The organism is Sodalis sp. RH15 (genome assembly GCF_047324255.1).
Classification (GTDB): domain Bacteria; phylum Pseudomonadota; class Gammaproteobacteria; order Enterobacterales; family Enterobacteriaceae; genus Acerihabitans; species Acerihabitans ligni.
In genome coordinates this window covers 1,249,691-1,264,629 of sequence record NZ_CP178738.1, presented here as the reverse complement: position 1 = coordinate 1,264,629, position 14,939 = coordinate 1,249,691, and the positions used below count along the sequence as shown (strand labels likewise).

16 protein-coding genes are annotated in these 14,939 nt (G+C 55.8%); 8 read left to right on the top strand and 8 right to left on the bottom strand.

The genetic code is table 11. The features are described from left to right. Positions 1-115 precede the first annotated feature (115 nt). The 5 genes from lysS to xerD all read right to left on the bottom strand — a co-directional run bounded on the left by lysS (position 116) and on the right by xerD (position 6,324). Positions 116-1,636 (bottom strand): lysine--tRNA ligase, encoded by a 1,521-nt coding sequence (gene lysS, locus ACL2XO_RS05975; protein ID WP_132923336.1) that lies wholly within the window; start codon positions 1,634-1,636, stop codon positions 116-118. A gap of 9 nt (positions 1,637-1,645) precedes the next feature. After that, positions 1,646-2,744 (bottom strand): peptide chain release factor 2 gene (gene prfB, locus ACL2XO_RS05970; RefSeq protein ID WP_132923337.1). Its coding sequence is split into 2 segments (ribosomal slippage): positions 1,646-2,668 and positions 2,670-2,744, totalling 1,098 coding nucleotides; the frame shifts between segments, so codons are not numbered across the junction. An 85-nt stretch (positions 2,745-2,829) separates the two neighbouring features. After that, the gene (gene recJ / locus ACL2XO_RS05965; protein WP_413726629.1) at positions 2,830-4,560 is read right to left on the bottom strand and encodes a single-stranded-DNA-specific exonuclease RecJ; all 1,731 of its coding nucleotides are present in this window, start codon (positions 4,558-4,560) and stop codon (positions 2,830-2,832) included. 13 nt (positions 4,561-4,573) lie between these two features. Then, the gene (gene dsbC / locus ACL2XO_RS05960) at positions 4,574-5,290 is read right to left on the bottom strand and encodes a bifunctional protein-disulfide isomerase/oxidoreductase DsbC (RefSeq protein ID WP_413726628.1); all 717 of its coding nucleotides are present in this window, start codon (positions 5,288-5,290) and stop codon (positions 4,574-4,576) included. Between the two features lie 134 nt (positions 5,291-5,424). Next, complete coding sequence (xerD, locus tag ACL2XO_RS05955) at positions 5,425-6,324, bottom strand: site-specific tyrosine recombinase XerD (RefSeq protein WP_132923340.1); 900 nt, start codon at positions 6,322-6,324, stop codon at positions 5,425-5,427. A 101-nt stretch (positions 6,325-6,425) separates the two neighbouring features. On the opposite strand from xerD, the gene fldB reads away from it, so the two are divergent. After that, positions 6,426-6,944: a flavodoxin FldB gene (gene fldB / locus ACL2XO_RS05950; RefSeq protein ID WP_413742384.1), complete on the top strand. Its 519-nt coding sequence runs from the start codon at positions 6,426-6,428 to the stop codon at positions 6,942-6,944. 4 nt (positions 6,945-6,948) lie between these two features. Here fldB and ACL2XO_RS05945 read toward each other — a convergent pair whose 3' ends face one another. Both ACL2XO_RS05945 and sdhE read right to left on the bottom strand, forming a co-directional pair. Next, the gene (locus ACL2XO_RS05945; RefSeq protein ID WP_132923342.1) at positions 6,949-7,374 is read right to left on the bottom strand and encodes a protein YgfX; all 426 of its coding nucleotides are present in this window, start codon (positions 7,372-7,374) and stop codon (positions 6,949-6,951) included. Next, positions 7,355-7,621 carry an FAD assembly factor SdhE gene (gene sdhE / locus ACL2XO_RS05940; RefSeq protein ID WP_132923343.1) on the bottom strand — a complete coding sequence of 89 codons (267 nt, stop codon included), beginning with the start codon at positions 7,619-7,621 and terminating at the stop codon, positions 7,355-7,357. The genes ACL2XO_RS05945 and sdhE overlap by 20 nt, the downstream gene beginning before the upstream one ends. Before the next feature lie 216 nt (positions 7,622-7,837). Between sdhE and ygfZ the strand changes: the two genes are divergently transcribed. Continuing rightward, positions 7,838-8,824, top strand: a complete 987-nt coding sequence (gene ygfZ, locus ACL2XO_RS05935; RefSeq protein ID WP_132923344.1) for a tRNA-modifying protein YgfZ — start codon at positions 7,838-7,840, stop codon at positions 8,822-8,824. Between the two features lie 27 nt (positions 8,825-8,851). On the opposite strand, the gene ACL2XO_RS05930 is transcribed toward ygfZ, so the two are convergent. Continuing rightward, positions 8,852-9,805, bottom strand: coding sequence for a sugar-binding transcriptional regulator (locus ACL2XO_RS05930; RefSeq protein WP_243701591.1), 954 nt, complete (start codon positions 9,803-9,805; stop codon positions 8,852-8,854). A 239-nt stretch (positions 9,806-10,044) separates the two neighbouring features. Between ACL2XO_RS05930 and ACL2XO_RS05925 the strand changes: the two genes are divergently transcribed. The 6 genes from ACL2XO_RS05925 (at position 10,045) to ACL2XO_RS05900 (ending at position 14,936) form a co-directional block, all read left to right on the top strand. Further along, on the top strand, positions 10,045-10,989 hold the full coding sequence (locus ACL2XO_RS05925) for a tagatose-bisphosphate aldolase (protein WP_203522749.1): 945 nt from the start codon (positions 10,045-10,047) through the stop codon (positions 10,987-10,989). Further along, a complete protein-coding gene (locus ACL2XO_RS05920) occupies positions 10,982-11,635 on the top strand; it encodes an AAA family ATPase (protein ID WP_413742383.1) in 654 nt (217 codons plus the stop codon). Before ACL2XO_RS05925 ends, ACL2XO_RS05920 begins: the two co-directional genes overlap by 8 nt. 225 nt (positions 11,636-11,860) lie before the next feature. Further along, a complete protein-coding gene (locus tag ACL2XO_RS05915; protein ID WP_413742382.1) occupies positions 11,861-12,304 on the top strand; it encodes a PTS sugar transporter subunit IIA in 444 nt (147 codons plus the stop codon). An 11-nt stretch (positions 12,305-12,315) separates the two neighbouring features. Beyond that, positions 12,316-13,308, top strand: a complete 993-nt coding sequence (locus ACL2XO_RS05910; protein ID WP_413742381.1) for a 6-phosphofructokinase — start codon at positions 12,316-12,318, stop codon at positions 13,306-13,308. A gap of 10 nt (positions 13,309-13,318) precedes the next feature. Continuing rightward, complete coding sequence (locus ACL2XO_RS05905; protein WP_132923349.1) at positions 13,319-13,618, top strand: PTS sugar transporter subunit IIB; 300 nt, start codon at positions 13,319-13,321, stop codon at positions 13,616-13,618. A gap of 52 nt (positions 13,619-13,670) precedes the next feature. Then, on the top strand, positions 13,671-14,936 hold the full coding sequence (locus ACL2XO_RS05900; protein ID WP_132923350.1) for a PTS sugar transporter subunit IIC: 1,266 nt from the start codon (positions 13,671-13,673) through the stop codon (positions 14,934-14,936). The last annotated feature ends 3 nt before the right edge of the window (positions 14,937-14,939 follow it).

Sequence of the window (14,939 nt, the reverse complement as noted above, 5' to 3'; positions counted from 1 at the left end):
TGAGTTTTAAACGATTATCGCCAAACAAAAGGGCCGGCGATTTTTTAGACGGCCCTTTGGGATTGCCAATACGCTCCTGCCGGGGACCCCATTCTTACCGGATGGGGCAACCGCCTTACTTCTGCGGGCGTAGCGCCGGGAACAGGATCACGTCGCGGATGGTATGGCTGTTGGTGAACAGCATGATCATCCGGTCGATGCCGATGCCCAGGCCGGCGGTGGGCGGCAAGCCGTGCTCCAGGGCCGTGACGTAGTCTTCGTCATAAAACATGGCTTCGTCGTCGCCGGCATCCTTGGCGCGGACCTGATCGGCAAAGCGCTGCGCCTGATCTTCGGCGTCGTTCAGCTCGGAGAAACCGTTGCCGATTTCACGGCCGCCGATAAAGAATTCAAACCGGTCGGTAAAGAACGGGTTTTCATCGTTGCGGCGCGCCAGCGGCGACACTTCCGCCGGGTATTGGGTAATGAAGGTCGGCTGGATCAGGTGGCTTTCCGCGGTCTCTTCAAATATCTCGGTTTGCACCCGGCCCAGGCCCCAGCTTTTTTCCACATGGATGCCTAAGGATTCGGCGATGGCGCTGGCCTTGGCCATGTCGTCCAAATCGGCGGGGTTCGTTTCCGGCCGATAATGGCAAATGGCTTCCCGCATGGTCATCTTGACGAAGGGCTGGCCGAAATCAAAGGTATGATCGCCATATTCCACCTTGCTGCTGCCCAAGACCCGCTGCGTCAGGGTACGGAACAAGTCTTCGGTCAACACGATCAAATCCCGGTAATCCGCGTAGGCCATATAGAGTTCCATCATGGTGAACTCGGGGTTATGGCGCGGCGAAATACCTTCGTTACGGAAATTGCGGTTGATTTCAAACACCCGTTCAAAGCCGCCCACTACCAGGCGTTTCAGATAGAGCTCCGGCGCGATGCGCAGATACATATCGATATCCAGCGCATTGTGGTGGGTAATAAACGGACGGGCGGCGGCGCCTCCGGGGATGCTTTGCATCATCGGGGTTTCCACTTCCATAAAGCCGTTGTCCACCATAAAGCGGCGGATTTCCACCATGATCTGCGAACGCACTTTGAAAGTGTGGCGGGATTCACTGTTGGCGATAAGATCCAGATAACGCTGGCGGTAGCGGGTTTCCTGATCGGCCAGGCCGTGGAATTTATCCGGCAGCGGGCGCATGGCTTTGGTCAGCAGACGAATCTCGGTGCAATGGATCGATAATTCGCCGGTGCGGGTTTTGAAAACCCGGCCGCGGGCGCCGAGAATATCCCCCAGATCCCATTTTTTGAACTGTTCGTTGTAAACGCCTTCCGCCAGCTCGTCGCGGGCGACATAAAGCTGGATATTGCCGCCCACGTCCTGGAGATTGGCGAACGAGGCTTTGCCCATGATACGACGGGTCATCATGCGGCCGGCGACGCTGACTTCCACCCCCAGGGCCTCAAGCTCTTCGGCGGACTTACCGTCATAGGCGGCATGGAGCTTGTCGGAGGTGGTGTCGCGCCGAAAATCGTTCGGGAACGCATTACCCGACTCGCGCAGCTGCGCCAGCTTTTCGCGGCGGGCGGTCAATTCGTTATTTAAATCCAGCGCCTGGGGGGCACCTTCCTGTGATTGTGATTCAGACATCTTGGTTCCTCATAACCCGGCTTTAAGACTTGCTTCAATAAATTTATCCAGATCGCCATCCAGCACCGCCTGCGTGTTGCGTGTTTCCACGCCGGTACGCAGGTCCTTGATACGGGAATCGTCCAGGACGTAAGAGCGGATCTGGCTGCCCCAGCCTATGTCTGACTTGGTGTCTTCCAGCGCTTGTTTTTCCGCGTTTTTCTTTTGCAGCTCATACTCATACAGCTTGGCTTTGAGCTGCTTCATGGCCTGTTCTTTGTTCTTGTGCTGCGAACGGTCGTTCTGGCACTGGGTCACGATATTGGTGGGGAGATGGGTAATGCGCACCGCGGATTCGGTACGGTTAACGTGCTGGCCCCCGGCTCCGGAGGCACGGTATACATCGATGCGTAAATCCGCCGGGTTGATTTCGATATCGATATCGTCGTCCACTTCCGGATAGACAAACGCCGAGCTAAAGGAGGTGTGGCGGCGTCCGCCGGAATCAAACGGGCTTTTGCGCACCAGACGGTGCACGCCGGTTTCGGTGCGCAGCCAGCCGAAGGCGTATTCGCCCATGATCTTGATGGTCACCGATTTGATGCCGGCTACTTCGCCGTCGGACTGTTCGATGATTTCGGTCTTGAAGCCGCGGGCTTCCGCCCAGCGCAGATACATGCGCATCAGCATGCTGGCCCAATCCTGCGCTTCGGTGCCGCCGGAGCCGGACTGGATATCAAGATAACAATCGGAGCTGTCGTATTCACCGGAGAACATGCGGCGGAATTCCAGCTGGGCCAGCTTGGCTTCCAACTGGTCCAGCTCGGCCACTGTGTCGTTAAGGGTTTCTTCGTCGTCTTCTTCCACCGCCAGTTCCAGCAGGCCGGAGACATCGTCCAGTCCGCGGGTCATCTGATCGATGGTTTCAACAATGGCTTCCAGCGAGGAGCGTTCCTTGCCCAGCGCCTGCGCGCGTTCGGGTTCGTTCCAGACGCCGGGCTGTTCCAGCTCGGCTATGACCTCTTCGAGACGTTCCTTCTTGAGATCGTAGTCAAAGATACCCCCTGAGAACTTCCGTCCGTTCAGACAGGTCCTGGATGCGGTTTTTTACCGGATTGATTTCAAACATGAGTGTCATTTGCTCGTAAAGAGATAGAGTGCGTATTAACCGGCTATTCTAGCGGATCCGCGCCAATGTTTGTAGCGTCTTAGGCTTAGAGCGGCCAGAGATGCTGGATTAATAATTGAACCGTTCGATTACCGCGATATTCGTTCACATCCAGCTTATAGGCCATCTCAACGGTGCGGACGCTGTTGTCGGGCCAAATCCGGTTATCGATATTAAACGCGATGCCGTCCAGCAGCGGCCCGCCGGTCAGGGGTTCAACCATGAGCTTTAGGTGTTTTTCACCCACCAGCCGCTGTTGCAGCACACGGAATCTGCCGTCGAACAGCGGTTCGGGAAAGGCTTGCCCCCAGGGGCCGCCGTCGCGCAGGAGTTCGGCGGTGGGCAGGTTCAGTTCGGCGCCTGACAGTTCGCCATCGGACCAGACCACGCCGTCCAGCTGCGCCGGATCCAGCCACTCGTTCACCAGTTCGGCGAAACGCTGCCGGAAGGGTTCGTATTGGACCTGCTCCAGGGAGAGCCCGGCGGCCATGGCGTGCCCGCCGAATTTCAGGATCATGCCGGGATAGAGCGTATCCAGTCTTTCCAGCAGATCGCGTAAATGCAAACCGGCCACCGATCGGCCGGATCCTTTCAACAGGCCCTCCCCCGCCGGGGCGAAGGCGATAACCGGGCGATGGAAGCGTTCCTTGATGCGGGAAGCCAGTATTCCCACCACGCCCTGGTGCCATTCGGCGTGATAAATCGCCAAACCGTAGGGGAGTGCCGTTTGGCTGCGCTCCATCTCGCCGCACAGCGCCAGGGCTTCCGTTTCCATGCCCTGCTCGATCTCGCGCCGGGTTTGATTCAATGAATCCAGCTCACCGGCCAGCATGCGGGCCTGGGACAGATCCTCGGTCAACAGCAGTTCAACCCCCACCGACATATCGTCCAGGCGGCCGGCGGCGTTCAGGCGCGGCCCCAGGGCAAAACCGAGATCGGCGGCGCAGAGCCGGGCAGTGTCGCGATTGGCGATTTCCGCCAGGGCACGAATACCCGGCCGGCAGCGGCCGGCGCGGATCCGGCTGATGCCCTGATGCACCAGGATGCGATTATTGCGGTCAAGGGGCACCACATCGGCCACCGTGCCGAGAGCCACCAGATCCAGCAGCTCAGCCAGCTTGGGCGCCGGCAGGTTTTTTTGCCCGAACCAGCCGCTTTCGTGCAGCCGGGCGCGCAGCGCCAGCATCAGGTAAAAAGACACGCCGACTCCCGCCAGGGATTTGGAGGGAAAGGCGCAGCCGTTCAAATTGGGGTTCACGATGGCATCGGCGTCGGGCAAGGTCTCGCCGGGCAGGTGATGATCGGTAATCAGCACCGGGATGCCGTGCCGGTGCGCCAGCTCGACGCCCGAATGGGAGGAAATGCCGTTATCCACCGTCACGATGATTTGCGCGCCGCGCGCCATGGCCTGTTCCACCACTTCGGGGCTCAGGCCGTAACCGTCCTCGAAACGATTGGGCACCAGGTAATCGATATGTTCCCCGCCCATCTGGCGCAGCGCGAGCACCATGACGGCGGTGCTGGTGGCGCCGTCGGCGTCAAAATCCCCCACCACCATTAATCGGCGGTTATCCGCCAGCGCGCCCACCAGCATATCCACGGCAAGTTCGATGCCGTCCAACTGCTGATAGGCCAGCAAACCCCGGACGCCGCGCTCGAGGTCGTCGCCGGTCTTGATGCCCCGCAGCGCGTAAAGGCGCCTTAGCAGGGGGGGAAGATCCACGTCAAGCAACCCGTCGTCGGCCGCCGCCGGGCGACGCCGTAATACCGTTTTCATGTCCGTCACGTTATCAGCCGCCCGTCGCGCCGTTTGGCGATTGCTGATCGAGCATCGCCGCCATCTCTTTCGGGCTTTGATAGCCCGGGACCATGACCCCGCTTTCCAGCAGGATGGCCGGCGTGCCCTGGATGCCGTACTGGACGCCAAGCTGGTAATGCCGGCTGAGATCGGTCTTACAGGTGGCCGGAGGCACCGCATCGCCTTTCATGGCTTTATCAAAGGCCGTTTTGGGGTCGGCGCTGCACCAGACCGAAACCATGTCTTTCTCCGATTGGGAATTCAGGCCCTGGCGCGGAAAAGCCAGGTAGCGGATGGTAATGCCCAGCGCGTTGTAGTCTTTTATCTGTTCATGGAGCTTGTGGCAGTACCCGCAGGTGACATCGGTAAAGACGGTGATGACGTGTTTTTGCACAGGCGCTTGGTAAACGATCATCTCGTCCTGCATGGCGTTTAATCGTTTGTTCAATAATTGATTGGTGACATTCACCGGCTGGCTGCTGCCGACATCGTACATCGGGCCCTGTATGACATGCCTACCGTCATCGGAGACATAGAGCACGCCGCTTTCCGTAAGCACGGTTTTCAGGCCCGCCACCGGCGAGGGCTGGATTTCGGCGCGATGCACGCCCAGGCGGTCAAGGGCGTGCGTGATCGCGGCGTCGTCGGCATAAGCCAGGCGGGCGGTGGCCAGCGCCACGAAAGAGAGCAATAGCAGCCTTTTTTTCATTGTTAAGTCCTTTGATTATCTGTCCTAATGGTATTTGTAAAGTCCGTTAGCAGGCGGCCCTTGGATACATCCCTCTATCGGCATTGGGAGGTATCACGGCCGTGATCATGCCGGCCGGTTGAACCTATACCGGCTCACCCCCGGGGATGATGCTGCTGGTGTATCAGTTTCAAGCGCTCGGTGGCCACATGGGTGTAAATCTGGGTGGTGGAGAGATCGCTATGCCCCAGCAACAGCTGTACCACGCGCAGGTCCGCGCCATGATTCAGCAGGTGAGTGGCGAACGCATGCCGCAGGACATGGGGCGAGAGCCGCGCACTGTCGATACCCGCCAGAATCGCATAATGTTTGATGCGATGCCAGAACGTCTGCCGGGTCATTTTCTGGCTGCGATTGCTGGGAAACAGGATATCCGAGCTGTGTTCATTCATCAGCCAGGGACGGGCATGTTCCAGATAATACTCCACCCAGTGTACCGCTTCTTCTCCCAGCGGCACCAACCGTTCTTTATCTCCTTTGCCCACCACCCGCACCACGCCCTGGCGCAGGCTGATATCGCTCATGGTCAGCCCCACCAGTTCGGAAACCCGAAGGCCGGTGGCGTACAGCACTTCCAGCATGGCTTTGTCCCGTATCTCTATGGGCTGTTCCAGCACCGGCGCGTTAAGCAATGCCGACACCTGCGCCTCGCTGAGATCCTTGGGCAAGCGCTGGGGCAGCTTGGGGGCCGCCAACAGGGCGCTGGGATCGTCGTCGCGCACTTTTTCCCGATACAGATACTGGAAAAAACGCCGCATGGCGCTGAGCAGCCGCGCTGAGCTGGCCGCTTTGTAGCCTTCCGCCAGGCGGGCGGCGAGATAGGATTGCAAATCCGGTGCCCCGGCGCTCAAAAGGGAGCTTTGCTGCCGGACCAGCCAATCGTCAAGCTGCTGCAAATCGAGGCGGTAGGCCGACAGGGTATTCTCCGCCAGGTTGCGCTCCAGCCAAAGGGCATCAAGGAACTGTTCGATCCATGGGTTATTCTGCTGTTGCATCTAGGCCCCTGCTGGTTTACGACAGGCTACATTATGCCTGATACGAAGGTAAATCTGGTACACTTGTTGTTATCAGGTTGTCATGAAGAGTATGGCTAAAGATGAAAGTCGGTTTGTTTTATGGCTCCAGTACCTGCTACACCGAAATGGCCGCGGAAAAAATTCGCGATATTCTCGGTGCGGACCTGGTGGAGCTGCATAATATCAAAGATGTGCCGCCACAGCGCATGGAAGATTATCCGGTATTGATCCTAGGCATCCCCACCTGGGATTTCGGCGAAATCCAGGAGGATTGGGATGCGGTCTGGCCGCAGCTGTCCGGGCTGGATCTGTCCGGTAAAATCATCGCCTTATACGGTATGGGCGATCAATTGGGCTACGGCGAATGGTTTTTGGACGCGCTGGGCTATCTGCACGACGCCCTGACGCCCACCGGCGCGCGGTTTATCGGCTATTGGCCGATCAAAGGCTACGAATTCACCAGTCCGAAAGCCCTGAGCCCCGACGGACGGCATTTTGTCGGTCTGGCCTTGGACGAGGTGAACCAGTACGATCTGAGCGACAGCCGTCTGCAGCAATGGTGCGAGCAAATTCTAAACGAAATGGCCGCCCTGCTATAAGAAATTAACGATCGTGCCGCTGCTGCACCGAGGCGGCATGCAGCAAAGCCTGGCGCAGGCTGCGCCATTCGCGCTGGTCCATGCTGTCCGCCGCCAGCCAGAGTTTGCGTGTGCGCCTTCCCCCCACCTGGCGTAACGAGATCAGGATGCCGCTTTTCAGCATCCAGGGCGTTCCCCTGATTAACCAGTCTTTATTATGCCAGCGCAGGTGCAGGCCGCTTTGCAGCACGAGTTCCCCCCGACAGGCCATGATATTTCTCTGACTGCGAATGCACTCGAAGACCACAAGCGTAATAAGCGTGACCCAAACCAGACCGTAGTTCTCGGGCCAGGGGGATAACAGAATCAATAGCGTCAATATCCCGTGAATCACCAGGGAGAAGATTTGCGTGCGCCACGACACCCTTACATCACAGCGCCAGAGGGCCACGGGCTTTATTTCGTGTTTGTATCAGGTTAATCATTTTTTTCAATCCGCTATCCTGGGGCTCGCCATGATTCATCAGCCAGTTGAAAAGATCCGGGTCGTCGCATTCCAGCAGACGCACGAACAAACCTTTGTCCTCGTCGCTCAGGGTGTCGAAATCGTATTCAAAAAACGGCATTATCGAGATATCCAGTTCACGCATGCCCCGGCGGCAGGCCCAGTGGATGCGGGCTCTATTATCGATATCCATATGGACTTTATACCTCCCATGCTGACATTTCGGCAGCTAGTTTAACCTGTTTTGCTATTGCGCATTACATAAAACGATACATTCCGACACGTTCTGCTAATTTTTCCGGATGCATATCGCACGGATAGGCAAAAATCCGGCGAAATAACCGCTTGCAAAGCCCTGAGGCTATTTTACCATTGACCTATATTTTGCCTCACAGCACAGGAGTGTCATATGTCGCTTAACGTTCCTTTCCCCCCACGGTTGCCGACGCCGTCCAGCCACTTGCCCTTAACCCTGATTTCGCTGGAAGACTGGGCGCTGGTAACGCTTACCGGCCCGGATACCGAGAAATATCTGCAGGGACAAGTGACCACCGACGTCGCCGCCATGGCTGCCGATCAGCATATTCTGGGGGCGCATTGCGACGCAAAAGGCAAAATGTGGAGCGATTTGCGGATCTTTCACCGCAATGAAGGCATGGCGTATATTGAACGCCGCAGCGTGCGGGACGCGCAGCTGGCGGAACTGAAAAAATATGCGGTATTCTCCAAGGTCACCATCGCCGCCGACGACGGCATCCTGTTGTTAGGCGTTGCCGGTTTCCAGGCGCGGGCGGCCCTGAGCGGCATATTCGACAACCTGCCCGACCCGCAGCATGCGGTGGTGCAGGAAGGGGAAACCACGCTTTTGCATTTCAGCCTGCCGGCTGAGCGTTTTTTGCTGGTGACCACCGAGGCGGTGCTGCAGCGTTTGCTGGACAAGCTGGCGGGCCAGGCGCAGTTCAACGACAGCCAACAGTGGCTGGCGCTGAATATCGAAGCGGGATTGGCGGTGATAGACAGCGCCAACAGCACGCAGTTTATTCCCCAGGCGGTCAATCTCCAGGCGCTGGGCGGCATCAGTTTCGATAAGGGCTGCTACGCCGGTCAGGAAATGGTGGCCCGCGCCAAATACCGCGGCGCCAATAAACGCGCCCTTTACTGGCTTGCCGGTAAAGCCGGCCACGTCCCGGCCGTCGGCGACGATCTGGAACTGCAGCTCGGGGAAAACTGGCGCCGCACCGGCACGGTGCTGGCCGCCTGCCAACTGGAGGACGGCACGGTCTGGGTGCAGGCGGTTTTAAACAACGATTTGGCGCCGGACAGTCATCTGCGGGTGAAAGAGGATACCACCGGGGCGCTGGCCATTCAGCCGTTGCCCTATACCCTCACGGACTAGCCATCGCAAACCAGGCGAAGGGCGTTTTTATGCCGGTTTTTTTGCCGGCTCCGCCCCTTCCTGTGCGGTTAACCGATCCAGTATTGCCTGGGCGGTATTCACATCGGTCACCAGAGAATTGATCATGCCGGATCGCACGGCGCCGATAATCCCGGCGGCTTTCTCCGGCGTGGCGGCGACGCCGATGGTCAGCGGCGTGCGGCGCAGCTGCTCCGGCGACGCGGCAATCATCCGCTCCTCCCCTTCCCAATGCAGGATTCCCCCCGACTCGGTCACATAGTGGCGCAGCACATCGCCGGCGGCCTGGCTGAGCGCTTGCTCATCAAGAGTGGCGGCGGTGGACTCGCTGGGTTTGGGGGCATGGGTCAAGCCGACGCCGACAATAGCGACATCCAGCCGGTCCCACAGCGAAATAATACCCTGAACGCTGTGGTCGCTGAGAAAAGCATCGCGCAGTTCAGCGGAAGAGATATAAGGCGCATGCAGAAAATAGGGGGTGCCCTCCATGTGCTGCGCGGCCAGACGGACGAACTCATTGATCTGGAAATGGGGCGCGGCCTGCTGCATACCGCCGTTCAGCGCGACGGTCAATATCCCCGGTATGCGGGGCAACCCCGCCACGGTCACCTCCCTTATCGCCCGGCCCCAACCAATGCCTACCACCGAACCGCTGCCCAGTTTCGCCTGCTGCAGGAGAGAGGACAAAGGCGTCGCCAGCGAGCTTAAAATATTGCTGGGCGGGGTTTCCACCACCGACGCCGTCTTCAATCCAAGGCGCTGGATCAATTCGTCAGTCATATTTTCCGGCGACGTCAATTCAATGACCTCAATCCTGATAATTCCCGCCGCGCGCGCTTTGTTAAGCAAACGTGAAATGGTCGCGGTTGATAAACCCAGCTTCCGGGCTATGTCCACCTGGGACATATCTGACTCATAGTGCAGCTTCGCCACCATATGCATCATGGCGCGCGTTGCCGTCACATCTTGCAAAATTGGTTCTTTCAGCTTGAAATTCCTTTCTGCAATGTATTACACTGTTTTTGACATAGGGGAATTATTGCTCAATGCCAGTGAAATTGCAACGACCAGCATTGGCGTAAACCCCTTATGAACCGGCCTGCGGAGCGCGTTTGACCCTGTTCTTGCACGTCGGATGACGCCGCGGCCAGTCGCATTAACGTTTGTGAATATGCAACAAATTTCACGCCCAGGAGTAATAAATGTCAAAGATGTCTACTTCAGAGTTACGAGGCTATCAGCAAATCTGCGGCAATAACGGCGCAATGATGGTCATCGCCTGCGACCAGCGCGGCGCTATGCGCAGCCTGCTCACCAGCGACCCGGAACTGCAGTCGAAAATTTCCGAAAAGCAGTTGGGAACGATTAAGGCCGATATCACCCGTTATTTGGCCAGCAATGCCTCCTGCGTACTGGTGGATCCTGTCTGCGCGGTACCGCAGTTGGTTGACGACGGCGTGATTTCCCGCAATACAGCCCTGTTGATTGGCCTGGACGCCTCAGGCTGGGATACTTCCCCTGAGGGTTACCGCCTTTCCCGGCTGGTACCCAATGTGAACGCCCGGCATGTGCGCGAGCTGGGGGGCACCGGCGGCAAGATAATGGTATACCTGCGTTCCGATCATGACGAGGCGAACCGTCACAATATCGCTATACTGCGTCAGTGCGTGGAAGATTTCGCCAAGGAAGATATATTGCTGGTGGTTGAGTATCTTACCTATCAGCTTGAGGGTGAAAGCGACGAAGAGTATAAAGCCAAATTCCCGGAGCTTATTAAAGGCGGCGCGAAGATTGCCCTGGAATGCGGCGCCAAGGTATTGAAGCTGCCCTATCCCGGCTCGCCGCAGGCCTGTGCCGAGATTACCCGCATCGCCGGCGATGTTCCCTGGGCCGTGCTTTCCGCCGGCGTCGATCACGCCACGTTTTTGAAACAGGTGGCCGACGCCATGAGCAACGGCGCTTCGGGGGTGATTGCCGGACGTTCCCTTTGGAAGGACTGCATTTCCCTGGACAGCGCATTGACGAAAGGCAAACTGGAGACGCTGGCGGTGCCTCGCCTGAATGAAATCCAGGCCGTTATCCGGCAGTATTATCGTGCGGACAAACTTAACCAAGGCGCATTGGCGGGACAGGTACACCATGGCTGATACCAGAGCAGCGTCTCACGACGAACCGGGTAAAACTCATTTTGCTGACGCAAGGCCGTCGGAAGATGGGCGCCCTGTCGCGGGAAACGGCAAACGCGTTGTGCTGGTCAACGGAATTCCCGCGTCCGGCAAAAGCACTGTCGCCGTTGAGCTCTCTAAACATACCGGCTGGTTGCACTTATCTCTTGACGGCATAAAGAATCCTTTCCTTCAGCTTATCGACGGTGTGGATCGCGCCTTTAACCGGGTATTGGGCAGAGCAAGCTATCAGGCCATCTGGTCTATCGTCGCCGACGCGCCCCCGGGAAGTACCTTTATTATTGATGCCTGGTTTGGTTTTCAACCAAAAGAAGTGCTCAGGAATTACCTGTTACAGGCGAATGTAACCCGTCTGGCCGAAGTCTGGTGCGATATTTCAGGGGAATTGGCTGCGGAACGCTATCTCGCCCGCCTTGATCAGCGATTACCCGGACACCCTGGGAAAGAATATGTCCCTGAATTGATTGCGCTGGCAAACCGCGCGGAGCCTATGGCTTTCGGCCCCGTATATCTGGCACGGCAAAATCAGTTTGTTGATATAAATGCATTGAATGACTGGATCGCTCAGGTCTTCGAGTCACCCGTCGATATTAATAAACCGGCTTAAGGAGTTATTACAAAACGGCAAAAAAAGAGAATAGCAATTTTTTATTTATAATAATTTTCACTGGTTATTCCCATGAGATAACTGCGGATATCTAACGCGTTTCTATAATTATATTGCATCGTCATTGATTTTAGTTAATAGTAAATAGGTATGGATGGATCACAGTTTTATTTATTTATCGAATCCATACTTATAAAAACGTTTTATATCTTAATGAGGTTTCTTATGTTAACGGACTGGATTAATGACGCCAATATCACCTTAGTTAACCAGGTTAATAACTGGCAAAGCGCGGTGGAATTGGCTGTGCAGTCATTAATAGCGCAACAGGCTGTGGAAAGCAGATATCTGCAGGCTATCTATGCCATGCATGAACAAATTGGGCCTTACTATGTATTGGGCGAGGGAATTGCCATGCCCCATGCGCGGCCGGAGGAGGGAGTAATCAAAACCGCATTATCTTTGGTTTTAGTCAAAGAAGGCGTGAACTTCGGCAGCGAAGACAATGATCCGGTATATATTATTTTTGGACTCTCGGCGGTAGACAGTAATTCACATATTGAAATGATTGCGAGTCTTTCACAATTTTTTTGCGATGAAGAGGCGGTAAAAAATCTTAAATTAGCGATTAATAAACAGCAGGTGCTGGATATTATCGGTCAGTTCTGATAAGTGAAAAAATGAAAAGAATAGCCATTATCGCCAGCGGCGGCGATGCAGCGGGTATTAATTCGGCCATCGCGCAAATCGCTCAGCGGGAGGAATTTGATATATTAGCATTCCACGGTGGTTATGACGGTATTATTGAACAATCTCCTTTTGCGTTATCGTTTGCGGAGATGGGTTCATCGGTGTCTTCCGGCAAAAACCTGTTGCGCAGCGCACGCAGCCGTTCGCCCTGGACCCCGGCGGGCCGCCATGCCATCCGAAGCCGCCTGCGGTCTCTGGACGTGCAAACCTTGCTGGTGTTTGGCGGGGGAGGTTCGTCGCAGGCGGCGTTATTGCTGGACCGGGAGGGTTTACCCACGGTGGTGCTCCCCATGTCCATTGATAATGATATCGCCGGTACTGAATTTACCATCGGCTTTGACAGCGCGCTGGCGGTGGCGACCAACGCGTTGGATCAATTGCACAATACCGCCCGGAACATGGAAGGACGGGTGTTTTTGTTGGAGGTCTTTGGCGCCGATGCCGGCCATATCGCCCTGGGCAGCGCCCTGGCGGGGGGCGCCCATGCGGTATTGCTGCCTGAATATCCGCAGGATATGGGCGGTCTGTGCAACAGAATCAGACAGTGCCTGGCGGCGCCCCAGGGTTATGCATTGGTGGTCTGTGCCGAAGGTTATCCGATGGAAAATGCCTTTCTGGCGGGAACACAGGGCGTGTCGATAAAGATTGGCAAAATAATTGAAGAAAACATAGGGTTTAAAATTCGTCATACGGTTTTGGGTTTTTGCCAGCGGGCCCCTTCACCCTCAGTGAAAGATCGTTTATTGGCAATAGCCCTGGGCCAGAAAGCAGCAGACGTCATTCTAGCCGGCGGGCACGGAATGTTGATAGGCATTTTGAACGGACAGGCCGTTAGCTGTGAGCTGAATAAGGCATTAAGCGGGAAAAGACAGCTTGATCCCCATTTGGTCTCGGCAGCGCGACATCTCCATATGATCAATTAAGGAATATTCTATGAAAAAGTTATCCATTTTGGCAGTATGCGGGGCCGGTCTGGGCAGCAGTTTTGCCTGTGAAATGAGTATCGAATCGGCATTAAAAGATCTTGGCGTGGAAGCGGACCTTTCCCATTGCGATATTTCCAGCGCCACTTCCATGCGGGTGGATATTATTGTCACCGGCGAAAACTTTCGTTCTCAGTTTCAACATTACACGGTAAATGCCACCATTGTTTACCTGAAAAGACTGGTGGACAAAACGGAAATTAAAACAAAGCTAACGCCTATCCTGCAAAATCTGGGCTACTTAGCATAATAACATTATTCATCATTAATAAGCTTACCGCTAACCCATACAGGGGCTTTATATGGCTTTCCTTCATTTTATCGTCAATGATGTGCTGGGACAGGCATCGATATTGATCTCGCTAATCGCCATGATCGGGCTTATTGCCCAGCAGAAAAGCCCGGGCCAAGTGATAACCGGAACCTTGAAAACGCTGCTGGGTTTTTTAGTTCTGTTGGCCGGTGCTAATATCATTGTCAATGCGCTCAATTTTTTGGGAGAGGTCTTCCAAAAAGGGTTCAATATGCGTGGCGTGGTGACCGACGTAGGTTCTATCGCCGGTATAGCGCAGCAAACTCTGGGGCGGGAAACGGCGCTCATTATGGTTTTGGCTTTTTGCGTCAATATACTCATCGCCCGTTTCACTCGTTTCAAATATATTTTTCTAACCGGACAGGCTTCGCTCTGGATGGCAACGGTATGCTCCGTTATCGGCTATATGGGCGGGTTACGGGGAGCAGAACTGATTATTATAGGCGGCGTTATTGCCGGACTGATGGCAGTATGTATGCCTGCCCTGGCGCAACCCATTGTCCGCAAGATAACCGGCTCCGATGATATTGCCCTTGGCCATTTTTGTACCGTGGGATATATCGTTCAGGCCGGAGTGGCGAAATTGACCGGCGACGTCAGCAAAAGCACCGAAGATCTCGAACTTCCCCAATCGCTGTCGTTTTTGCAAGACACCTATTTATCGATGATGGTGGTGATGATACCCATTTATCTGATCCCGTCCATCGCCGCCGGCCCGGATGTCGTTGCCGCTTACTCGAAAGGGGTCAACTATCTGGTGTTCTCATTTTTACAAGCGATACAATTCGTCGTCGGCGTCTATGTATTATTATCCGGGGTACGTTTACTGCTGGCGGAGATCGTGCCTGCGTTTCGCGGCATCGCCATGCGCATTGTGCCGAACGCCGTACCCGCCCTCGATTGCCCGGTGCTGTTCCCCTACGCGCCTAATGCGGTAATCATCGGCTTTATCTCCACCACCATCGGTTCGGTGATCGGTATGTTTCTTTTCCCCTGGGTCGGATTGGCAATGATCCTGCCGGGCATGCTGACCAACTTTTTTGCCGGCGGCACCGCCGGAATATTCAGTAATGCGGTGGGCGGACGGCGGGGTGCGATTATCGGCGGCATCTTTCACGGGCTCTTTATAACCCTGCTGCCGGCGCTGCTGTTACCGCTGCTCGGCCAGTATGGCTTCGCCAATGTCACCTTCAGCGATTCGGATGTTATCAGCGTCGGTCTGATATTCGGACATATACTCAATTTCTTTCATTGATCG

What these genes read in the sequence shown, in the direction of transcription:
- lysS (WP_132923336.1), bottom strand. Translation starts at nt 1,636, where the DNA reads ATGTCTGAATCACAATCACAGGAAGGTGCCCCCCAGGCGCTGGATTTA.
- recJ (WP_413726629.1), bottom strand. Translation starts at nt 4,560, where the DNA reads ATGAAAACGGTATTACGGCGTCGCCCGGCGGCGGCCGACGACGGGTTG.
- dsbC (WP_413726628.1), bottom strand. Translation starts at nt 5,290, where the DNA reads ATGAAAAAAAGGCTGCTATTGCTCTCTTTCGTGGCGCTGGCCACCGCC.
- xerD (WP_132923340.1), bottom strand. Translation starts at nt 6,324, where the DNA reads ATGCAACAGCAGAATAACCCATGGATCGAACAGTTCCTTGATGCCCTT.
- fldB (WP_413742384.1), top strand. Translation starts at nt 6,426, where the DNA reads ATGAAAGTCGGTTTGTTTTATGGCTCCAGTACCTGCTACACCGAAATG.
- sdhE (WP_132923343.1), bottom strand. Translation starts at nt 7,621, where the DNA reads ATGGATATCGATAATAGAGCCCGCATCCACTGGGCCTGCCGCCGGGGC.
- ygfZ (WP_132923344.1), top strand. Translation starts at nt 7,838, where the DNA reads ATGTCGCTTAACGTTCCTTTCCCCCCACGGTTGCCGACGCCGTCCAGC.
- ACL2XO_RS05925 (WP_203522749.1), top strand. Translation starts at nt 10,045, where the DNA reads ATGTCAAAGATGTCTACTTCAGAGTTACGAGGCTATCAGCAAATCTGC.
- ACL2XO_RS05920 (WP_413742383.1), top strand. Translation starts at nt 10,982, where the DNA reads ATGGCTGATACCAGAGCAGCGTCTCACGACGAACCGGGTAAAACTCAT.
- ACL2XO_RS05915 (WP_413742382.1), top strand. Translation starts at nt 11,861, where the DNA reads ATGTTAACGGACTGGATTAATGACGCCAATATCACCTTAGTTAACCAG.
- ACL2XO_RS05910 (WP_413742381.1), top strand. Translation starts at nt 12,316, where the DNA reads ATGAAAAGAATAGCCATTATCGCCAGCGGCGGCGATGCAGCGGGTATT.
- ACL2XO_RS05905 (WP_132923349.1), top strand. Translation starts at nt 13,319, where the DNA reads ATGAAAAAGTTATCCATTTTGGCAGTATGCGGGGCCGGTCTGGGCAGC.
- ACL2XO_RS05900 (WP_132923350.1), top strand. Translation starts at nt 13,671, where the DNA reads ATGGCTTTCCTTCATTTTATCGTCAATGATGTGCTGGGACAGGCATCG.